Origin of the sequence: Sphingomonas sp. PAMC 26617 (genome assembly GCF_000242835.1) — a bacterium.
Lineage (GTDB): Bacteria > Pseudomonadota > Alphaproteobacteria > Sphingomonadales > Sphingomonadaceae > Sphingomonas.
The window spans coordinates 1,741,173-1,760,334 of sequence record NZ_JH594425.1 but is presented as its reverse complement, the minus strand read 5'-3'; the positions used below and the strand labels follow the sequence as shown (position 1 = coordinate 1,760,334).

At 64.0% G+C, this 19,162-nt stretch carries 19 protein-coding genes; 13 read left to right on the top strand and 6 right to left on the bottom strand.

The annotated features are described in order from the left end of the window. Positions 1–186: 186 nt before the first annotated feature. Entirely contained in the window at positions 187–825 is a 639-nt protein-coding gene (locus tag RH91_RS07670) for a hypothetical protein (protein ID WP_010162069.1), read from the bottom strand. Between the two features lie 152 nt (positions 826–977). On the opposite strand from RH91_RS07670, the gene RH91_RS07665 reads away from it, so the two are divergent. The 4 genes from RH91_RS07665 to RH91_RS07650 all read left to right on the top strand — a co-directional run bounded on the left by RH91_RS07665 (position 978) and on the right by RH91_RS07650 (position 7,027). Continuing rightward, entirely contained in the window at positions 978–1,637 is a 660-nt protein-coding gene (locus tag RH91_RS07665; RefSeq protein ID WP_010162067.1) for a response regulator, read from the top strand. A gap of 526 nt (positions 1,638–2,163) precedes the next feature. After that, positions 2,164–3,525 carry a sensor histidine kinase gene (locus RH91_RS07660; RefSeq protein WP_037478626.1) on the top strand — a complete coding sequence of 454 codons (1,362 nt, stop codon included), beginning with the start codon at positions 2,164–2,166 and terminating at the stop codon, positions 3,523–3,525. 412 nt (positions 3,526–3,937) lie between these two features. Then, positions 3,938–5,893 carry a ribonucleoside-diphosphate reductase subunit alpha gene (locus RH91_RS07655; RefSeq protein ID WP_010162065.1) on the top strand — a complete coding sequence of 652 codons (1,956 nt, stop codon included), beginning with the start codon at positions 3,938–3,940 and terminating at the stop codon, positions 5,891–5,893. Between the two features lie 369 nt (positions 5,894–6,262). Next, complete coding sequence (locus RH91_RS07650) at positions 6,263–7,027, top strand: class I SAM-dependent methyltransferase (protein ID WP_010162064.1); 765 nt, start codon at positions 6,263–6,265, stop codon at positions 7,025–7,027. Between the two features lie 53 nt (positions 7,028–7,080). Here RH91_RS07650 and RH91_RS07645 read toward each other — a convergent pair whose 3' ends face one another. Continuing rightward, on the bottom strand, positions 7,081–7,341 hold the full coding sequence (locus tag RH91_RS07645) for a DUF2171 domain-containing protein (protein WP_010162063.1): 261 nt from the start codon (positions 7,339–7,341) through the stop codon (positions 7,081–7,083). 71 nt (positions 7,342–7,412) lie between these two features. On the opposite strand from RH91_RS07645, the gene RH91_RS07640 reads away from it, so the two are divergent. The 5 genes from RH91_RS07640 to RH91_RS21570 all read left to right on the top strand — a co-directional run bounded on the left by RH91_RS07640 (position 7,413) and on the right by RH91_RS21570 (position 11,999). Then, a complete protein-coding gene (locus RH91_RS07640; RefSeq protein WP_010162062.1) occupies positions 7,413–7,715 on the top strand; it encodes a hypothetical protein in 303 nt (100 codons plus the stop codon). Then, entirely contained in the window at positions 7,712–7,912 is a 201-nt protein-coding gene (locus RH91_RS07635; RefSeq protein WP_010162061.1) for a hypothetical protein, read from the top strand. Before RH91_RS07640 ends, RH91_RS07635 begins: the two co-directional genes overlap by 4 nt. After that, complete coding sequence (locus tag RH91_RS07630) at positions 7,909–9,027, top strand: acyltransferase family protein (protein ID WP_051116678.1); 1,119 nt, start codon at positions 7,909–7,911, stop codon at positions 9,025–9,027. The genes RH91_RS07635 and RH91_RS07630 overlap by 4 nt, the downstream gene beginning before the upstream one ends. 56 nt (positions 9,028–9,083) lie before the next feature. Then, positions 9,084–10,148: a ribonucleotide-diphosphate reductase subunit beta gene (locus tag RH91_RS07625; protein ID WP_010162059.1), complete on the top strand. Its 1,065-nt coding sequence runs from the start codon at positions 9,084–9,086 to the stop codon at positions 10,146–10,148. Positions 10,149–10,355: 207 nt separating this feature from the next. Beyond that, positions 10,356–11,999 carry an ATP-dependent nuclease gene (locus tag RH91_RS21570; RefSeq protein WP_081469521.1) on the top strand — a complete coding sequence of 548 codons (1,644 nt, stop codon included), beginning with the start codon at positions 10,356–10,358 and terminating at the stop codon, positions 11,997–11,999. 74 nt (positions 12,000–12,073) lie between these two features. Here RH91_RS21570 and RH91_RS07620 read toward each other — a convergent pair whose 3' ends face one another. Together RH91_RS07620 and dxs are read right to left on the bottom strand one after the other, a co-directional pair. Beyond that, positions 12,074–12,760: a DUF6629 family protein gene (locus RH91_RS07620; RefSeq protein WP_010162058.1), complete on the bottom strand. Its 687-nt coding sequence runs from the start codon at positions 12,758–12,760 to the stop codon at positions 12,074–12,076. 193 nt (positions 12,761–12,953) lie between these two features. Continuing rightward, on the bottom strand, positions 12,954–14,879 hold the full coding sequence (dxs, locus tag RH91_RS07615) for a 1-deoxy-D-xylulose-5-phosphate synthase (protein WP_010162057.1): 1,926 nt from the start codon (positions 14,877–14,879) through the stop codon (positions 12,954–12,956). A gap of 107 nt (positions 14,880–14,986) precedes the next feature. Between dxs and RH91_RS07610 the strand changes: the two genes are divergently transcribed. Next, positions 14,987–15,526 (top strand): GNAT family N-acetyltransferase, encoded by a 540-nt coding sequence (locus RH91_RS07610; RefSeq protein ID WP_010162056.1) that lies wholly within the window; start codon positions 14,987–14,989, stop codon positions 15,524–15,526. A gap of 157 nt (positions 15,527–15,683) precedes the next feature. Here the strand turns inward: RH91_RS07610 and RH91_RS07605 are convergent, their stop codons facing one another. Next, a complete protein-coding gene (locus tag RH91_RS07605) occupies positions 15,684–16,160 on the bottom strand; it encodes a Fur family transcriptional regulator (protein ID WP_010162055.1) in 477 nt (158 codons plus the stop codon). Between the two features lie 49 nt (positions 16,161–16,209). After that, positions 16,210–16,602, bottom strand: a complete 393-nt coding sequence (locus tag RH91_RS07600) for a MerC domain-containing protein (RefSeq protein WP_010162054.1) — start codon at positions 16,600–16,602, stop codon at positions 16,210–16,212. 117 nt (positions 16,603–16,719) lie between these two features. Between RH91_RS07600 and RH91_RS07595 the strand changes: the two genes are divergently transcribed. The 3 genes from RH91_RS07595 to rpsI all read left to right on the top strand — a co-directional run bounded on the left by RH91_RS07595 (position 16,720) and on the right by rpsI (position 18,949). Next, positions 16,720–17,757 carry a COX15/CtaA family protein gene (locus RH91_RS07595; protein WP_029623695.1) on the top strand — a complete coding sequence of 346 codons (1,038 nt, stop codon included), beginning with the start codon at positions 16,720–16,722 and terminating at the stop codon, positions 17,755–17,757. Between the two features lie 146 nt (positions 17,758–17,903). After that, the gene (gene rplM / locus RH91_RS07590) at positions 17,904–18,383 is read left to right on the top strand and encodes a 50S ribosomal protein L13 (RefSeq protein WP_010162051.1); all 480 of its coding nucleotides are present in this window, start codon (positions 17,904–17,906) and stop codon (positions 18,381–18,383) included. Next, the gene (rpsI, locus tag RH91_RS07585) at positions 18,383–18,949 is read left to right on the top strand and encodes a 30S ribosomal protein S9 (RefSeq protein ID WP_010162050.1); all 567 of its coding nucleotides are present in this window, start codon (positions 18,383–18,385) and stop codon (positions 18,947–18,949) included. Before rplM ends, rpsI begins: the two co-directional genes overlap by 1 nt. The last annotated feature ends 213 nt before the right edge of the window (positions 18,950–19,162 follow it).

The following is a 19,162-nucleotide window of genomic DNA, read 5'->3' as shown; positions in this document are numbered from 1 at the left end:
TCCGGACAATGCCTGTTGCGAAGTGAATGCTGAAACAAGTTCAGCATGACGGCAGTTTTTGGGCGAGGAATGACGATCGAACGTCCGATTGACTTTATGCACAGGTCGCACTTCCACGATCATGACGGAAAGGTTTGGCAAGGCCGGAAACACGGGCCGCGCGACGACATCGCGCGGCCCGGTCATTTACTTGCTTGCGGTCGTGGTCGTAGCCGCAGGCGTAGCCGGTGCGACGGCGGGCGTCGCACCCGTGGCTGCGCCGGGCGCAGCGACCGGCGGCGGCGGGGCGGCATCCTGAGCACCGGGGCCATCGGGACCGTCCGGTCCACCCGGGCCGCCGGGACCATCAGGCCCCCCGCGCCCGTGCGGGCCACGCGGGCCGCCCGGGCCACCGGGCCCACCGGGTCCACCGCGTGGCGGCATCGGACGGAGCGCGGTCACCTTGCCATCCGCGCCGACGAGGAACGAAGCGTGGAGCATGCCATGCCCGAAGCGCCCCTGGACGCTGACGGTCTGCCCTGCGCTGACGAGGCCGGTGCCATCGACCGGCCGTCCGCCGGCGACCAGCGTCCGCCCGCTGCCATCGGCGAGGATGAACATCGGACCATAGGTCTCGGCGACCTTGCCGCGCACCGTGACGATGTTTCCGGTGTCGCTGAGGCTGCGGATCGCGACCGGCTTGATCGGTGCCATCTCGACCGAGGGCGCGGTCATCTGCGCGACGGTCGCGCCGCCGCCGACCCCGACCGCAAGCAAGGCGGCGCCGATCAGCGCGCCGCGGGTCGAGATCTTGCGGCGCTGGGTGGTGTGGGTTTCTTCGGTCATCGGTATGCTCCTTCGGTTGGTATGCAGCCTTCTACCGAGTCGTGCCCCCGGCCCGCTGAACCTTGTCGTTCAGATTGGGTTTAGCGCGGGGAGATAGCCGCAATGTTGCTGCGGCGACCCGTCCTGCCTGCTCGAACGAAAGATCTGCACCCATGCGCATCCTGCTGGTCGAGGACGACACCGCACTCGCCGAGGCGACCGCCAAGGCGCTCCGCGCGGAGCATTTCGCGGTCGACGTTGCCGCGAATGGCGAGGATGGCGCGCATCTCGGCGATACCGAAAGCTATGACGCGGCGGTGCTCGACCTCGGGCTGCCGCGCAAATCGGGGATTACGGTGCTCGAGGAATGGCGCGCGGCGGGGCGCATGCTCCCGGTGCTGATCCTCACCGCGCGCGATGGCTGGTCGGAAAAGGTCGCCGGGTTCCGCGCGGGCGCGGACGATTATCTCGTCAAGCCGTTCCGGATCGAGGAACTGGTGATGCGGCTGCGCGCACTGGTACGGCGCTCGGCGGGGCATGCCTCGGCGCGGATCGTGTGCGGGGCGATCACCTTCGACGCGCAGACCGGGCAGGTCGAGCGCGACGGTCTCCCGCTGCGGCTGACCGCGCTCGAATGGCGCGTGCTGTCGACGCTGATGCTGCGCAAGGGCGTGGTGGTCGAGCGGCTCGACCTGATGGAGCATGTCTACGAAGGCGATGCCGACCCCGATTCGAACTCGCTCGAGGTGATCGTCGGGCGGCTGCGCAAGAAGATCGGCGCGGACCTGATCGAGACGGTCCGCGGGCGCGGCTATCGGATCGTCGCGGCGTGAATGTACACGGCGCTTTTTCTCCACACTGCCGTCATGCTGAACTCGTTTCAGCATCCACCGTGCGACAGGCCCGGACAGCCGTCGTTACGCGGTGGACCCTGAAACGAGTTCAGGGTGACGCCGGCTGTGGTGGGGCCGCGCGTCCTTCCTCCCCCCGCCGTCATGCTGAACTTGTTTCAGCATCCTCCGCGCAACACCTCCGGATAGCCAGCGCCGCGCGGTGGACCCTGAAACGAGTTCAGGGTGACGCCGGGTGTAGTGGAAACACCCGCACCCCACCCCCTCGCCGCCGTCATGCTGAACTTGTTTCAGCATCCACCGTGCAACACGCCAGGACAGCCAGCGCCGCGCGGTCGACCCTGAAACACGTTCAGGGTGACGCCGGCTGTGGTGGGGCCGCGCGTCCTTCCTCCCCCCGCCGTCATGCTGAACTTGTTTCAGCATCCACCGTGCAACACCCCCGGACAGCCAGCGCCGCGCGGTGGACCCTGCAACGCGTTCAGGGTGACGGCAGCGGGTGCGCCGCATGACGCTCCTCCCGCGCTCGCTTTACGGTCGCCTGCTCGTCACCGCGCTCGTTGCCACGCTCGCCGCGCTCGCGTTCGCGGCGCTGACGATCGGCGCGGTGCTCGACCGGTTCGTGATGCACGGGCTCGACGAACGGCTCGACGCGCAGATCGCGATCCTCGCGCAGGCGGTCCGCCCCGATGGCCGGATCGACCGCACCCGGCTGATCCTCGCCGCGCCCTATGACGATCCCGCGAACGGCTGGGGCTGGCGGATCGACGCCGCGGGCCGGACGGTCGCCTCCCCCGCGCCGCCCGATCTCGACGCGATGCGCCCGCCCCGCGACGGCCCCCCGCCGCCGTTTGCCGGGCGCGATCCCGCGCAACCGGGCGCGCTCGACTGGCGCGACCGCCACGGTCAGCGCCACGCGCGCAGCCTGACGCTCGCCACCCCCGCGGGGCAGGTCCGCATCACCGCGTCCGCCCCGCGCGCGATCGTCGACCGGCCGCTGCGCGCGGCGATGGCGCCGCTGCTTGGCTCGCTCGCGCTGCTGGGCCTTGCGCTCGGCGCGGCGACGCTGGTGCAGTTGCGCGTCGGGCTCGCCCCGCTCAAGCGGATGCGCGAGGGTCTTGCGGCGGTGCGCAGCGGACAGGCGACCGCGATTCCCGCCGACCAGCCGCGCGAACTCGCCCCGCTCGCCAGCGAGATCAACGCGCTGCTGGAGGAGAACGCCGCCGCGCTCGCCAACGCGCGCGGGCATGTCGCCAATCTCGCGCATGGGCTCAAGACCCCGCTCGCGACGCTCGCGCTGACGGTCCGCCCGCTCGACCCGGACGGCGCGCTCGGCGCACAGATCGCACGGATCGACCAGGCGGTGCGACACCACCTCGGTCGCGCGCGCGCCGCGACGCCGGGAATCGCCTCCCGCGTCGCGACCCCGCTCGCGTCGACCGTCGCCGGGCTGGTCGACGCGCTGTCGCGAATCCATGCCGAGCGGCGAATCACCGCAGCGGTCGCGATCGACCCCATGCTGGCGGTTGCGGTCGACCCGCAGGATCTCGATGAACTGATCGGCAATCTGCTCGACAACGCGTGGCGCTGGGCCACCCGCCGAATCGCGGTGGAGGCGCGCGCCGACGGCGGCCGGTTCCTCGTGCTGACGATCGCGGATGACGGCCCCGGCATCCCCGAAGCAACCCGCGCCGCCGCGCTCGCCGCGGGGCAGCGGCTCGACGAACGCGGCGACGGCCACGGCTTCGGCCTGTCGATCGCGACCGAGCTCGCGACTCTTTACGGCGGCACGCTGCGGCTCGATACGGCCGCGCTTGGGGGCCTGGCCGTCCATGTGACGTTGCCGCTCGGCTCGGGCGGGTCGGCGTGAAATAAATGTCATGTTCCCGGTTCGGTCTCTTGCCTTTCCGTAACGCCAGCTTTGACCACGCGTCGCCGCGCATGCCCGGTTTCGCGACACCGCGAGCGGGCGGAAATTAGCGACGAACTGAGTCCCCGAACTGTCATTTATCGTATTGCGTGATGGACGCGATGGGCACAATCTGTAGGGGTCAGGTTCGGGGGCGAACCCAAGAACTGGTAGAGCGAAGCGGGCGACCCCATATCGGGACAGCACCCGGGCCGGATGCGCGAGCGCGATGATGGTCACTTTTCGTTCTCGCCGGAAGCCCCTGAAATGCTAGCACGGGGGAACGTCCCCCGAGTCGAACGAAGATCGAACGGATCGGGAACGTATGTCGTGTCCGATCCTGTAGCTTTGAGACGGAAACAGGGGCGGGACAATGGATTTTCGGGATACCGAGGAAGTGAAGGCGGATATGGCAAGCGATATGATCGAGGCGCTCGCGGCGAGCGTCCAGGCTCCCCAGGACACCGCCCAGGAAAGCGGGCGCAACGGCGCGGATCGCAAGCTCGCGGCGCGTGGCGATTCGAAGGAAGTCCACGTCCAGCTGTATCCGGTCGAGGTCGATCACTCGCGTGACGCGCTGCTGACCGATTTTGGCAAGGAAACGCTGCGCGACCGCTACCTGCTCCCGGGCGAGACGTTCCAGGACCTGTTCGTCCGCGTCGCCTCGGCCTATGCCGATGACGAAGCGCATGCGCAGCGGCTCTACGGCTATATCTCACGCCTGTGGTTCATGCCCGCGACGCCGGTGCTGTCGAACGGCGGCACCGGGCGCGGCCTGCCGATCTCGTGCTTCCTCAATTCGGTCCCCGACAGCCTCGGCGGGATCGTCGACACGTGGAACGAGAACGTCTGGCTCGCCTCGCGCGGCGGCGGGATCGGCACCTATTGGGGCAACGTCCGCGGGATCGGCGAGCCGGTCGGCCTCAACGGCAAGACTTCGGGCATCATTCCCTTCGTCCGCGTGATGGATTCGCTTACGCTCGCGATCAGCCAGGGCTCGCTCCGCCGTGGCTCGGCCGCCTGCTATCTCGACGTGTCGCACCCCGAGATCGAGGAATTCCTCGAAATCCGCAAACCCTCGGGCGATTTCAACCGCAAGGCGCTCAACCTGCACCACGGCGTGCTGATCACCGACGCGTTCATGGAAGCGGTCCGCGAGGGCGGCGAGTGGACGCTGGTCAGCCCCAAGGACGGCTCGGCGCGCGCCACGGTCGATGCGCGCTCGCTGTTCCAGAAGCTGGTCGAGACGCGGCTTGCCACCGGCGAGCCGTACATCGTCTTCGCCGATCACGTGAACAAGGGCATGCCGCGCCATCACCGCGAGCTCGGGCTCAAGGTGTCGACCTCCAACCTGTGCAGCGAGATCACGCTCCCGACCGGGACCGACCATCTCGGCAACGAGCGCACCGCGGTCTGCTGCCTGTCGTCGCTCAACCTCGAGACGTGGGACCAGTGGAAGGACGAGAAGGGCTTCATCGAGGACGTCATGCGGTTCCTCGACAACGTCCTGCAGGACTTCATCGACCGCGCCGAACCCGGCATGGAGCGCGCCGCTTATTCCGCGATGCGCGAGCGCTCGGTCGGCCTCGGCGTGATGGGCTATCACTCGTTCCTCCAGGCGCGTGGGTTGGCGTTCGAGGGCGCGATGGCCAAGTCGTGGAACCTGCGGATGTTCAAGCACATCAAGGCGCAGGTCGACGAAGCGTCGATGCACCTCGCGGTCGAGCGCGGGCCCTGCCCCGACGCGGCGGATCGCGGCGTGATGGAGCGGTTCAGCTGCAAGATGGCGATCGCGCCGACCGCGTCGATCAGCATCATCTGCGGCGGCACCTCGGCGTGCATCGAGCCGATCCCCGCGAACATCTACACACACAAGACGCTCAGCGGCTCGTTCTCGATCAAGAATCCGTATCTGGAAAAGCTGCTGATCGCCAAGTCGAAGAATTCGGACGCGATCTGGAATTCGATCCTCGAGCAGGGCGGGTCGGTCCAGCATCTCGACTTCCTCGACGTCGAGGAAAAGGACTGCTTCAAGACCAGCTTCGAGATCGACCAGCGCTGGCTGCTCGAGCTCCAGGCCGACCGCACGCCCTATATCGACCAGTCGACCTCGCTCAACCTGTTCATCCCGGCCGACGTCGAGAAGTGGGACCTGTTGATGCTCCACTTCCGCGCGTGGGAATTGGGGATCAAGTCGCTCTACTACCTCCGCTCCAAGTCGGTGCAGCGCGCCGGTTTCGCGGGCGGTGTCGAGAACGACAACACGATCGAGAAGCCGCAATACGAGTTCGAGACGACCGATTACGACGAGTGTCTCGCCTGCCAATAGAGGCACTTTGCGGGGCATCGGCATAATCTTGAGCGCGGAGGATGGCCGCGCCGGATCAACCGATTTTACGCACCGTCCGACGGCGACCCCGGCGTCGGCGGTCCAAGATAGGTAACAGTCACGATGCTCGACCCTCAGATCAAGACGACGCATGACAGGTGGCGCAGCCGCTTGTCATGCGTTACTGATTCGGAGCGGTTGTGCCTCTCGGGGTTGCGTGCTTCCGGTTCAGCGTTTCGTCCGTCCGCCGGCGTTGCGCGCCATGCGCCGCGCCGCAGAGCGGACAGACGTTTTGAATCGCACTGTACCAGCATTCCGATGCCGGGTTTGCACAGACGAGCGTATCCTGTTGTCCACAAGACACCAACCATGCGCGCGTCGCCCGTTCCGGTCTTGACGGTCGTTGCGCCGCCAGAGCCGAGGGGCGAAGCGATGACCAATGCGACTGCCTATCACGGGTATGAAGTGTGGAAGGGTTGGAACTCGACCGATTTCATGGCCGTCACGCCAAGCGACCGCGCCTATTTCGATCTCGAGATGCGGGGCATCCCGGTGGCAGGGGAGGATCTGCTGGAAATCGGTTTCGGCAACGGCCGGTTCCTGGGTTGGTCGGCGGCACGAGGTGCCCGTCTTTACGGCACCGAAATGTCCGAGCAGGGCAAGGCGCTTGCTGCCGCCCGCGATGTCACCGTGTTGCCAACCGATCTGTCGCAGTCTGTAGACCGTCACCGCGATCGTTTCGGGGTGATCGCCGCGTTCGATGTGCTCGAACATTTGTCGCTCGACGAAATCCGACGAATGCTCGACCAGATCTCTGCGATGTTGCGTCCCGGTGGCCATTGCGTAGCGCGATTTCCCAACGGTCAGAGCATTTTGTCGGGACTGTATCAGTCTGGGGACTACACGCATGTCTCGACCCTGTCCGCGTCGATCATGACGCAACTGGTCAGCGGTAGCGTCCTCGAAATCGTGCGCGCCGAGAGCAGTGCATACCCCGATCACGGCCTTGCCCGAAAGGCCCGTGGTGTCGTTCGTACCGGCTTCGAGGCCTTTCTGTGCCGGCTCTACGGGTTCCGTGCTCCGCTTGGGCCCAATGTCACCGTTGTCCTGCGCAAGACGGCGGGCACCGCATGAGCGACGCCCGCCAATCCCTCACGCGCGATGCCGGTGGCACCGCGGCGACGGGCTTACTTCTCTTCTTCGAACGTCACGGCCACATCGGCGTTGGCGCTGAGGCGGACCTTGCCGTCCTCGACATCGGCAACGAGGCCGAGCGAGATGAAGTGGTGATGCCCTTCGTGGCTGCCGGTGCCCTCGTTGACCTGCGCGCCCGAATCCTTCTTGGTCAGCTTGATGCGGCCGCCCTCGACGTGGTCGACGGTGCCGACATGGACGCCGTCTGCGCCGATGACTTCGGCATGTTCCTGAATCTGCGATGCGTCGACCATGGTGGTAGCTCCTTCGTTACGGTTGCGGACTCCCAACGCACGCCCGTCCAAATCGATGCAAGGAATGCGGCATGACCGGCCCCACCCTCCGCGGGCAGGCGGTGCTGCCGGGCGTGCTCGCGCTGGCCGGGTGCGCGCACCAGGTCGCGAGCGCGGTCGCGCCGGCCGCGCCGGGCTTCGTGCTGGGCGTGTGGCACGGCTTCATCTTCCCGGTTGCCTGGGTCCTGTCGCTGCTGGTGCCCGACATCGCGGTCTATGCGGTGCCGAACAACGGTGGCTGGTACGATTTCGGCTATTTCCTCGGGATCGTCTTCCTGGGCGTCGGCGCGAACCGGACCCGCACCGTCTACGTCACGCGCGTGGTACGGCGATGACGCCGGGGATCGCGATCATGTATGCGGTGGCGGCGGTGTTCACGCTGATCGGCGCGGGCCTGTTGCTCGCGCTCGTCCGCCCGGGGAGCGAGGGGCGCGTCTATGCGTTCCGGATGGTCGGGATCATGGCGCTGTCGCTCGGCGTGGTGCTGATCATGTCCGCAAGTGCGATGTGGCATTGGAGCGTGAGCGCATGACTGATACGATTGCCACCCGGAACATGGCGCACGCCGCGCCGCTTCCGCTTGCCAATCCCGAGCAGCGCAAGATTGCGGCCTATCCGCTGTTCGACTGGCTGCGGTTCGTCCTGGCCTCCGTCGTCGTCCTGGTCCATGCCGGGGCGCGTTTCCCCGCGCCACTCGACGGCAACCTCGCGGTCTGCGTGTTCCTGGCGCTGAGCGGCTGGTTGATCGGCGGCATCCTGCTGGAGACGCAACGCGCGGAATTACCGCGCTTTTTCTACAATCGCGCGACGCGGATCTGGTGCCCGTATTTCGCGACGGTCATCCTGCTCTACGGGCTCGCCGCGGCAGTCCACGGCGTCGACGCCAACTGGTTCAAATATCTTTTCTACGACGCGTCCTTCACGCATTACACCTGGACCGTATTCCCGCGCGCCTCGGGGGAGATGCCCCTGCTGGGCACCGGAAATCATTTCTGGAGCATCTCGGTCGAGGAGCAGTTCTACCTCTTCGCGCCGTTGCTGATGCTGTTCCTGGCGTGGGGGAAGCGGCTGTGGGTGTGGCTGGTGGTCGCCGCGTTGCTGCTCTTGAAAGGATCGCAATTCACCCCGATCGCGCTTGGCGTCGTGGCGGCGATCGTCCATCGCGATCATGGGACCAATGCCGCCGGCGTGGTGTGGAACGTGCGCTATCGCGGCCCTGCGATCGCGGCGGTTGTCGCCGTCGCGTTGTTCGTTGCGGCGGCCTATTGGCCGATCCCGCAGGTGCGCGCGTTGCTGGCGGTTGCGGTGGTCCTTGCCGCGGCGATCCCGGGGACGCGCGGGGCAGTCGGCGTGTTCGTCGGCGCGATATCCTATCCGTTGTATCTCAACCACTGGATCGGCGGGTTCGCGGTGCATTCCGTGGCGCGCCGGCTCGGCTACGGGCCGTCGGTCGTGCAGGAGGCGCTGTCCTATCTGCTGGCGATCCCGGTCGCGATCGTTGCGTGGTACCTGATCGATCGCCAGGTGATGGCGCACCGCAACGCCTGGTACACGCCGCAGCGTGGTCGCGCGCTCGGCATCACCGCCTACGTGTTGCTCGCGATCGGGCTGGTCGGCGGCCTGTTGATCCGGCGGGCGGGCGGATGATCGCCTGCCCTCTCCTTCTTTCCTATCTTTCCTGAAAAGCGTCCTGGAGTAACCCCATGTCCCTCACCGAAGCCCGCAAGCAGTACAAGCCGTTCGAATACCCCTGGGCATTCGATTTCTGGAAGCGCCAGCAGCAGATCCACTGGATGCCCGAGGAAGTGCCCTTGGGCGAGGATTGCCGCGACTGGGCGCAGAAGCTCAGCGACCACGAGCGCAACCTGCTCACCCAGATCTTCCGCTTCTTCACCCAGGCGGACGTCGAGGTGCAGGATTGCTATCACGAGAAGTACGGCCGCATTTTCAAGCCGACCGAGATCAAGATGATGCTGGCGGCGTTCAGCAACATGGAGACGGTGCACATCGCCGCCTACAGCCATCTTCTCGACACGATCGGGATGCCCGAGAGCGAGTACGGCGCCTTCCTCGAATATAGCGAGATGAAGGACAAGCACGATTACCTGCAGACGTTCGGCGTCGACAGCGACGAGGACATCGCCAAGACGCTTGCGATGTTCGGCGGCTTCACCGAGGGGCTGCAGCTGTTCGCGTCGTTCGCGATGCTGATGAACTTCCCGCGCTTCAACAAGATGAAGGGCATGGGGCAGATCGTCACCTGGTCGATCCGCGACGAATCGCTGCATTGCGAAGGCATCATCAAGCTGTTCCACGCCTTCTGCGCGGAGCGGAACTGCCTCACCAAATCGGTGCGCGACGACATTGCCGACATGTGCCAGCACACCGTCCGGCTCGAGGACAATTTCATCGACCTCGCGTTCGAAATGGGCCCGGTCAACGGCATGACGCCCAAGGAAATCAAGAAGTACATCCGCTACATCGCCGACTGGCGGCTGGGGCAGTTGGGCATGAAGCCGATCTACATGATCGACGAACACCCGCTGCCGTGGCTCGCGCCGATGCTCAACGGCGTCGAGCACGCCAACTTCTTCGAACAGCGCGCGACCGAATATTCGAAGGCAGCGACGCGCGGCAACTGGAACGAGGTGTGGGACGGGTTCGACAAGCGCCAGAAGGCGAAGGCCGGGCCGGTCGAGTTGTTCTCGGCGAACGAGGATTCGGACGCGGGGGATATGTTCTCGCGGGCTGGGGTTGCGGCTGAGTGAGCAAAGCAGGGCTCCTCCCAATTTGGGGGGAGCTCACAACTCGTTAACTAGAACTAGCTCAACTACGGCTATCAGCGCGCCCGTCACCTTCGTCCTTTAGAAGTCCTTCACCGGCAACCTAATTACCGTATCGATGCGACAAATAGCTGACTGTAGAGAATATCAACTAAACCATAACTTTGCCACATATCATCGGGGCGGTCGAAAATGAAGTTGGTCGAGATTGAGGTCAAAAGCTTTAAAGGGGTGAAGCTGGCAAGGATACCCGTACAAGACACTACGGTTCTCGTCGGTGTAAATAATGCCGGAAAGTCAAGTATTCTGCAGGCAGTGCACTTTGCCGCTCGGGCGATGGCTTCCGCCTCAGAAGCTAACAAGCAAACGACGTTATCGATATCCGATTTAGAATATCTGCCCGCCAATTCTTATAAAATGCTGGGTCACAATGCGTTATGGGGAAATGCGCAAACATCACCTGAAAGCAGCGTTACTTTTAAGTTTAGCGATGGCGACAAGGCTTTAGAGGCATCAGTTCGGCTAAAGTCTGCAAGAAATGAAGGCCTGTCGGTCAATCCTACTATACCGCAAGCGTTGTTCCCATTTTTCAGAAATAGAGATGCAGTATTCTCTGCGTATATTCCAGGGATTGCCGGCATTCCTTTGGAAGAACAGCGACTCACAAAACGTCATATTTATCGCAAGGTGGCTTCAGGCGACAGTAATGTCGTTCTGAGAAATATATTACTCCTAATAAAAGAGCGGAACAAGCTGGGAGAGCTTCAAGAGTTTGTTCGGGGTGTGTATCCAGGAACCAGCTTTGACGTTTCTTTTAACGAAACAAAAGATCTATTTATAGAAACTACTATGCTGGGGACAGACAAGTCTCCTAGACCACTTGAGTTCGCCGGAACAGGCTTTCTTCACGTCGTTCAGGTTTTTTCATATCTTGTTTTGTTTAAACCAACGATAATGTTAATCGATGAACCGGAGTCTCACCTACATCCGACTCTGCAGACAAAGCTTACGCGTCAACTACGTCGTCGGATCGGTCAAGCTGGTTCATCTGCGCTTATAACAACTCATAGTCCGTTTGTGGCAAGGGGCCTACCTCTTGGATCAAGTGTTGTTTGGGTCAAAGCAGGAGGGGTAACCGAAGCAAAAGAAAGCGAGTTGATTAAAAGCCTTCTCGGCTGGGGCGCTTTGGACAAACCCATATTACTGATAACGGAAGATAAGAATGCCAACGACCTTATAGAATTGCTAAAGCAGCATCCCGATCTCGAAGGTCAAGTAGCCGTTTTTCCGTTTAATGGCGTTTCGACGCTCGGAAAAGGGAGCATCTTAGCCGACTTAAGAGAAAAATTAGGTGGAGCTCACAAGGTTATCGTACACCGTGATCGGGATGGCCTGACCGACGAAGAGGTTTCAGCGTGGGCAAATGAATACAAAAACCATAGTATTAGTACTTGGATTACAACTGGCTCTGACGTGGAAAGTTATTTTTGTGATCCGGGCTATATATCAACAATATATAATATCTCCCTAAAGGACGCAATTTCTCTTATCGATACGGTTATCGAAAATAACCTCAAAGAATATCAGTCGACATTTTCCAATAAAAGGAAAAATATAAACACTCGATATGATAAGACCGGAGGATCTCCTGTTACCGCAGATCTTATAAGCTCTTGGCCTTACTGGAAATGGATCAAGAGGAAAGATATGATCAGCGATATTAGAAATGCGGTCAGGCAGGACCTGGGTATGGACGAAAAACTGATGGGAAAAGGCAGTGAAAATTATCTCGTCGCTGCAGACCTACTGACACTGCTGGCATCGAAGGCCGCCTGACATTCACAGATAGCGGCAAGTCGTCACTGCCGTTTAGTCAATGACCAGTGTCTAGGCTTAATTTCTCACCGCAATCACGCCAAAACAAACGGCCGCCGCACCCCGCTCGTCCCGTTCGGCACCGCCACGTCGATGTCCTGCCGGTGGAACTGGCGGTACAGCACCACGCTCAGCACCGCGGCATAGAAGCACCACACCGAGGCGAAGGCATAGCCCTTCACCAGATGCACGATCGTCAGCCCGACCACGTTGAGTACGCCATAGCCGCGCACGACGCGATGCGACGACAGCAGCAGCGCGCCGCAGGTCGAGGCGATGTACAGCAGCGACACCCACAGGCGGCTCGTCACCGGGTTGCTATAGGCGATCGAATGCTGGTCGATCACCGCGCAGGTCGGCGCGATCACCAGCCCCGCCATGTCCCACGCGAACACCACCGCCCCCACGCCGGTCAGCATGAGGATCACGCGTCGCCGCCATCCCGGCGGCTCCATCAGCGCGACCGCGGTCGGCATCAGCAGCGGGAGGATTCCGATCGCGTAGAGCGAGAACAAGAACACGCTGTGATCGACCGCATAGCGCCCGAGCCGCCCCTCGAGCGACAGCCACACCAGCCCTTCCGAAAACTGGTGGAAAGCGAACAGCAGCGGCACGCTCGCGAAGAGCAGCGCGCGCGGTTCGCGGACATGGCGCAGCGTGGCAACGCCGATCGTGGCGAGCACGGCGGCGGCGGTGAAGCTGGCGGTGGCGGAGAAGCACATGGTCGGTCCCTCGGGCGCGGAACCGCCGGGGCCTGTGTGGGGGGATTTGGGTTGAGTGGGAAGGGCGGGACTTCTTGAAGCCCCTCCCCTTTAGGGGAGGGGTTGGGGTGGGGCAGTTCAGCAGAACCGCCGTCGGAAGAAGGCACGGCCCCACCCCCAACCCCTCCCCTGAAGGGGAGGGGCTTAAGTAAAGTCAGGCCCGCGCGCCCTCGACGACGCCGCCGGAGTTATGCCGCAGCGCCTTGAGCACCGTCTCGACGATCGCGTCCGCATCGAGACCCGCCTCGGCATATTGCGCCTCGGGCTTGTCCTGGTCTTGGAACACGTCGGGCAAGCGCAGCGTGCGCAGCTTGAGGCCCGCGTCGATCAACCCGGTATCGCTCGCAAAGGTCAGCACGTGCGCGCCGAGCCCGCCGACCGACGATTCCTCGATCGTCACCGCAACCTCATGCGTGGTCAGCAGCTTGCGGATCAGTTCCTCGTCGAGCGGCTTGGCGAAGCGCAGATCGGCGACGGTGGTCGACAACCCCTTGGCTTCGAGAGCATCCGCCGCCTTCAAGGCCTCGCCGAGACGAGTCCCCAAGGCCATGATCGCGACCTTGTGTCCCTGCCGCACGATCCGCCCCTTGCCGATCTCGAGCCGCTCGGCGACCTCGGGCATCGCCACGCCGGTGCCGTTGCCGCGCGGATAACGCACCGCGATCGGCCCGCTGTCGTGCAACGCCGCGGTGTGGGTCATATGGACCAGCTCGGCTTCGTCCGACGGCGCCATCACAACCATGTTGGGGAGCGTCGCGAGATACGTCACGTCGAACGACCCGGCATGCGTCGCGCCATCCGCGCCGACCAGCCCGGCACGGTCGATCGCGAAGCGGACCGGCAGGTTCTGGATGCAGACGTCGTGGACGACCTGGTCGTACGCACGCTGGAGGAAGGTCGAATAGATCGCGCAGAACGGCCGCATCCCCTGCGCGGCAAGCCCCGCCGCGAAGGTGACGGCATGCTGCTCGGCGATGCCGACGTCGAAGAAGCGGTCGGGAAAGGCCTTGGAGAATCCGTCGAGCCCGGTCCCCGACGGCATCGCCGCGGTGATCGCGCAGATCGTCGGGTCGCTCTCGGCTTCCTTGAGGAGCTGCGCGCCGAACACGTTCTGATACTGCGGCGGCCCCGGGGGGGCCTTGGTCTGGACGCCCGAGATCACGTCGAACTTCTGGACGCCGTGATACTTGTCCGCAGCGGCCTCGGCCGGGGCATAGCCCTTGCCCTTCTTGGTCACGACATGGACGAGGATCGGGCCCTCCTCCGCATCGCGGACGTTCTCGAGCACCGGAATGAGCTGCTCAAGGTTATGCCCGTCGATCGGTCCGACGTAATAGAAGCCGAGTTCCTCGAACAACGTCCCGCCCATCGCAAGCCCGCGCGCGAATTCGTCCGCCTTGCTGAGGCTGGAGGCGAACGGCCGTGGCAGCTTTTTGGCAAGCCGCTTGGCGAGTTCGCGGAACCCCAGGAACTCGCGGCTCGACACGATTCGCGAGAGATACGCCGACAACCCGCCGACCGGCGGCGCGATCGACATGTCGTTGTCGTTGAGGATCACGACCAGCCGGTTGCCCGCCTGCGCCGCGTTGTTCATCGCTTCATACGCCATGCCCGCGGACATCGCGCCGTCGCCGATCACCGCGATCGCCTTGCCGGGCTTGTCCGCGATCTTGTTGGCGATCGCGAAGCCGAGCGAGGCCGAGATCGAGGTCGAGCTGTGCGCCGCGCCGAACGGGTCATATTCGCTTTCGGACCGCTTGGTGAAGCCGGAGAGGCCCCCGCCCATGCGCAGCGTGCGGATCCGGTCGCGACGACCGGTGAGGATCTTGTGCGGGTAGCATTGATGCCCGACGTCCCACACGAGGCGGTCGCGCGGCGTATCGAAGACATAGTGAATCGCGACGGTCAGCTCGACCACGCCGAGGCCCGACCCGAGGTGGCCACCGGTCACACCGACCGCGGCGATCGTCTCCTGCCGCAGCTCGTCGGCAAGCGCGCGCAGCTCTGTCGCAGGGAGGGTCCGCAGGTCCGCGGGAACGTTAACCGTGTCGAGCAACGGCGTCTTATGAGAGTCAACCATCGGACCTGTTTAGCGCCGGTCCTTCACGCTGTCGATTGCTGCTAGTTGCTTCCGTTACAAAGCGACATTTTCTTGACGGCCGTCGCCTGCGCGACCGACAAGGCGGCATGCGCGATTTTTCCCACCGGGTGGCGACCGAAGCCGACATCCCCGCGATCAGTGCGTTGATGGAAGACGCGATCACCGCGCTGCAATCCGCGTTTCTCTCCGACGCCGAAGTGGCAGCGAGTCGGTTGAGCATGGGGCTGGACACGCAACTGATTGCGGACCGGACCTATTTCGTCGTCGAGGAAGCGGGTGCGCTCGCCGGTTGCGGTGGCTGGAGTTACCGCGCGACGCTGTTCGGCGGGGACGCGAGCGCGGTCGCGCGCGATGCGCGGACGCTCGATCCGGCGACCGATGCCGCGCGAATCCGCGCGATGTATACGCATCCCGATTACATCCGAAGCGGGGTCGGGCGGCTCGTGCTCGCGTTGTGCGAGGATGCCGCGCGCGCCGCAGGGTTCACGCAGCTCGAGATGATGGCGACGCTTGCGGGCGAACCGCTGTACCGCGCCTGCGGTTACGTCGAGATCGAGCGCGTCGCGCGGATGGCCCCGGCGGGGCCGCCGGTGCCGGGGGTGCGGATGGGGAAGACGCTGGTATAATCAGGAGCCGCCCGTCCTTCCTTCCCCGGCGAAGGCCGGGGCCCGAGAGCGGGCCGTCGATCGCCTCGCGCTGCGTCTTCAACAACCACCTTCACTACTGGGGCCCGGCCTTCGCCGGGGAAGCAACAGAAAGAGACGGCCGGGAGAAAACCCGCCGCTACGCCGCCTTCGCGGTCGCCGCACACGCCGCGCATTTGCCGCGCACTTCGATCACCGGACGCTCGGGCGCAAACCCCGCGTCGATCGCCGCCGTCCGCACACCCTTGGTCAGCCGATCGTCGTCGAGATGGACGATCTGCCCGCAGGAATCGCACACCAGGAAGATGCAGTCGTGCAGGCAATCGGGGTGCGCATTGGCGATATACGCGTTCGAGCTTTCCACCCTGCGGGCCAGGTTGGACGTCACGAACAGGTCGAGGATACGGTACACGCTGTTCGCGGCGACGCGGCGCCCTTCGGTCTTGGAAACCGCTTCGGCGATGTCATAGGCCGAGGCAGGCTTGTCGAACCCCGCCAGCGCGCGGAAGATGTTGGCGCGCATCGTGGTCCACTGCTCGCCCGATCGCTCGAGCGTTGCCTGGGCCGCGAGCGCAAGATCGGCATCCTGCGGTTCATAATGTCGGTGCGTCGCCATGGACGGGAGATAGGCCCTCCCCGCCTTCGCTGCAACGTCCGAGCGAAGGTCAGCAGGCGGCGCGGCGGTTGAGATCGTGGCCGAGCGCGAGCGTCGCGACGCCGATCAGCGTCCACACCGTCTCCAGCCCGTCGCCGTCATGCGGCAGCGAGATCGCCCCCGCCATCATGCCCAGGCCAGCCGCGCCGACCACCGCGGGCATCATATAGCCGTGCGTGAAGATCCCGCGGCCGAGCGCGATCACGCCGAAGCCGATCGCGATCGTCAGCCCGATCTCATGGAACAGCGGATTGAGCAGCAACCCGCCCGCCGATGCGGCCAGCGCCAGGAACACCGAACTCGCGATGCAATGGACGACACACAGCCCCGACAGCCCGATCGCCATATTGTCGAACCGCTGTTCGATCCACCGATAGGCGGGTGAGGAGGCAAGAGTCGTCATGCTGTTCGCGATGTGGCATGCCCTCCGCTAAGTTACAACATATCATCGCGCTTTTTTGCATGCGCTGGACTGCAATCGACAATCGACGGGCCCGGGCGGGACGCGTAAGACGGGATCATGCTCCAGGCATCCTCGCTCCCCTCGCGCGTCCGACCCCGTACGGTGTCGCTCTGGCTGTTTCTCGCGGCGGCGCTGGTCGTCGCGATGGTCGTGATCGGCGGGATCACCCGCCTGACCGAGTCGGGGCTGTCGATCACCCAGTGGAAACCGATCAGCGGAATCATTCCGCCGCTCAACGCCGCGCAGTGGCAGGCCGAGTTCGACAATTACAAGCGCATCCCCGAATATCAGCAGATCAACCGGGGGATGACGCTGGCCGGCTTCCAGGCGATCTTCTTCTGGGAATATGTCCACCGCCTGCTCGGGCGCGTGGTCGGCATGGTGTACCTGCTGCCTTTCCTGTACTTCTGGGCCCGCGGAAGCTTGCCGCGCGGTTATGCGCCGCGGCTCGGCGCGCTGGTCGCGCTGATCGTGCTGCAGGGCGCGATCGGCTGGTGGATGGTGTCGTCGGGGCTGACCAAGCGCACCGACGTCAGCCATATCCGGCTCGCGATCCACCTCGTCACCGCGCTGACGCTGCTGGCGGGAACGGTGTGGACCGCACTCGACCTGCGCGATCTCGCCGCAACTCGCCTCGCGCGTCCGGCACGGCTGCGTGCCTTTGCAGCCGCCGCGCTGGTGCTGTTGTTCACGCAGATCATGTTCGGCGCGTTCACTGCCGGGCTTGATGCCGGCTACGCCTTCTCCAGCTGGCCGTTGATGGGGAACGAGATCTTCCCGGCCGCCACGCCGATGACCGAGCCGATGTGGCGCAACGCGATCGACAATCCGATCGTCGTCCAGTTCATCCACCGCTGGCTCGCCTTCGTCGCGGCGGCGGGGGTCGTCGCGCTCGGCTGGCGCGCGATCCGGGCGGACGCGCCGCGAATCGGCGGAATCGCGATTGCGCTGGTCGCGGGCCAGATCCTGCTCGGGATCGCCACTTTGCTCAGCGGCGTCGAGATCGTCGTCGCCGTCGCGCACCAGGCAAATGCCGCCTTGCTGCTGATTGCGGCGATTTGCGCCGCACATGCCGTCGGACGCCGGACGATCTGACGCAGGATAGCGGACGGTATCCCGATACCTGTCGGGAAACCCGCCGAAACCTTGACTTTCCGCGCCCGTCCCAGCATTAGCCACGCCAACGATGCCGTCCCCCGGGGCGGCATCCGTCATTTTAGCTATGTAAGGTCACAAGCCCCATGAAGGCGCTGATGAAGACCACCAAGCCGGCATTGCCGTATGAGGTGGAGAAAAAATGGATCATCGTCGATGCCGATGGTCTGGTCGTTGGCCGCATGGCCTCGATCATCGCGAACATCCTGCGCGGCAAGCACAAGCCGAGCTTCACGCCCCACGTCGATTGCGGTGACAATGTCATCATCATCAACGCGGACAAGGTGCGGTTCACGGGCAACAAGCTCAAGGACAAGGTCTATTACAAGCACACCGGTTATGCCGGCGGCATCAAGGGAATCACCGCGGGCAAGGTGCTCGAAGGTCGCTTCCCCGAGCGCGTGATCGAAAAGGCCATCGAGCGGATGATTCCGCGCGGCCCGCTCGGCCGTCAGCAGATGCGCAACCTGCGCGTCTTCGCCGGCACGGAGCATCCGCATGAGGCGCAGAACCCCGAGGTTCTCGACATCGCCAGCATGAACCGCAAGAACAAGGTGGGCGCATAATGTCCGACAACCGCCAGTCGCTGGCCGATCTCGCCGCTCTGACCAACACTCCGGCGCCTGCTGCTGCAGCACCGGCCGCCGCAACGACTTCGGACGCACAGGCCGAGGATTACATGGCCGGGAAGATCGAGGAGCCAGCTGCTCCGACGATGCCGCTGCGCGAGCAGATCCTCGACCAGTACGGCCGCGCCTATGCGACCGGTCGTCGTAAGGACGCGGTTGCACGTGTCTGGATCAAGCCGGGTTCGGGCAAGATCACGATCAACGGTCGTGACCAGGAAGTGTATTTCGCACGCCCGACGCTGCGTCTCGTCATCAACCAGGTGTTCGGCGTGACCGATCGCCAGGGTGCGTATGACGTCGTCTGCACCGTCAAGGGTGGTGGCCTTTCGGGTCAGGCCGGCGCGGTCAAGCATGGCATCAGTCAGGCACTGACCAAGTTCGAGCCGATCCTGCGTGCGCCCGTCAAGGCGGCAGGCTTCCTGACGCGCGACAGCCGTACTGTCGAGCGTAAGAAGTACGGCCGTGCGAAGGCACGTCGTAGCTTCCAGTTCTCGAAGCGCTAAGCTTCCCGAGCATCGATGCTTGCGAAAGGGCGGTCCGGCAACGGGCCGCCTTTTTCGTTTGGGCCGCTCGGGCACGTCCTCCTTATTGATGAGCCGAACCATTACCTTGGCACGATAAGGACATGCCCTGTCCGTTCGTTTCGAGCGAAGTCGAGAAACCCGGCACAGCGCAGGTTTCTCGACTGCGCTCGAAACGAACAGTGGGGACGACCA

Bases quoted from the DNA above. Each gene is read 5' to 3' on its own strand.
- RH91_RS07670 (WP_010162069.1), bottom strand. From the start codon at position 825: ATGACCGAAGAAACCCACACCACCCAGCGCCGCAAGATCTCGACCCGC.
- RH91_RS07665 (WP_010162067.1), top strand. From the start codon at position 978: ATGCGCATCCTGCTGGTCGAGGACGACACCGCACTCGCCGAGGCGACC.
- RH91_RS07660 (WP_037478626.1), top strand. From the start codon at position 2,164: ATGACGCTCCTCCCGCGCTCGCTTTACGGTCGCCTGCTCGTCACCGCG.
- RH91_RS07655 (WP_010162065.1), top strand. From the start codon at position 3,938: ATGGATTTTCGGGATACCGAGGAAGTGAAGGCGGATATGGCAAGCGAT.
- RH91_RS07650 (WP_010162064.1), top strand. From the start codon at position 6,263: ATGCGCGCGTCGCCCGTTCCGGTCTTGACGGTCGTTGCGCCGCCAGAG.
- RH91_RS07645 (WP_010162063.1), bottom strand. From the start codon at position 7,341: ATGGTCGACGCATCGCAGATTCAGGAACATGCCGAAGTCATCGGCGCA.
- RH91_RS07640 (WP_010162062.1), top strand. From the start codon at position 7,413: ATGACCGGCCCCACCCTCCGCGGGCAGGCGGTGCTGCCGGGCGTGCTC.
- RH91_RS07635 (WP_010162061.1), top strand. From the start codon at position 7,712: ATGACGCCGGGGATCGCGATCATGTATGCGGTGGCGGCGGTGTTCACG.
- RH91_RS07630 (WP_051116678.1), top strand. From the start codon at position 7,909: ATGACTGATACGATTGCCACCCGGAACATGGCGCACGCCGCGCCGCTT.
- RH91_RS07625 (WP_010162059.1), top strand. From the start codon at position 9,084: ATGTCCCTCACCGAAGCCCGCAAGCAGTACAAGCCGTTCGAATACCCC.
- RH91_RS21570 (WP_081469521.1), top strand. From the start codon at position 10,356: ATGAAGTTGGTCGAGATTGAGGTCAAAAGCTTTAAAGGGGTGAAGCTG.
- RH91_RS07620 (WP_010162058.1), bottom strand. From the start codon at position 12,760: ATGTGCTTCTCCGCCACCGCCAGCTTCACCGCCGCCGCCGTGCTCGCC.
- dxs (WP_010162057.1), bottom strand. From the start codon at position 14,879: ATGGTTGACTCTCATAAGACGCCGTTGCTCGACACGGTTAACGTTCCC.
- RH91_RS07610 (WP_010162056.1), top strand. From the start codon at position 14,987: ATGCGCGATTTTTCCCACCGGGTGGCGACCGAAGCCGACATCCCCGCG.
- RH91_RS07605 (WP_010162055.1), bottom strand. From the start codon at position 16,160: ATGGCGACGCACCGACATTATGAACCGCAGGATGCCGATCTTGCGCTC.
- RH91_RS07600 (WP_010162054.1), bottom strand. From the start codon at position 16,602: ATGACGACTCTTGCCTCCTCACCCGCCTATCGGTGGATCGAACAGCGG.
- RH91_RS07595 (WP_029623695.1), top strand. From the start codon at position 16,720: ATGCTCCAGGCATCCTCGCTCCCCTCGCGCGTCCGACCCCGTACGGTG.
- rplM (WP_010162051.1), top strand. From the start codon at position 17,904: ATGAAGGCGCTGATGAAGACCACCAAGCCGGCATTGCCGTATGAGGTG.
- rpsI (WP_010162050.1), top strand. From the start codon at position 18,383: ATGTCCGACAACCGCCAGTCGCTGGCCGATCTCGCCGCTCTGACCAAC.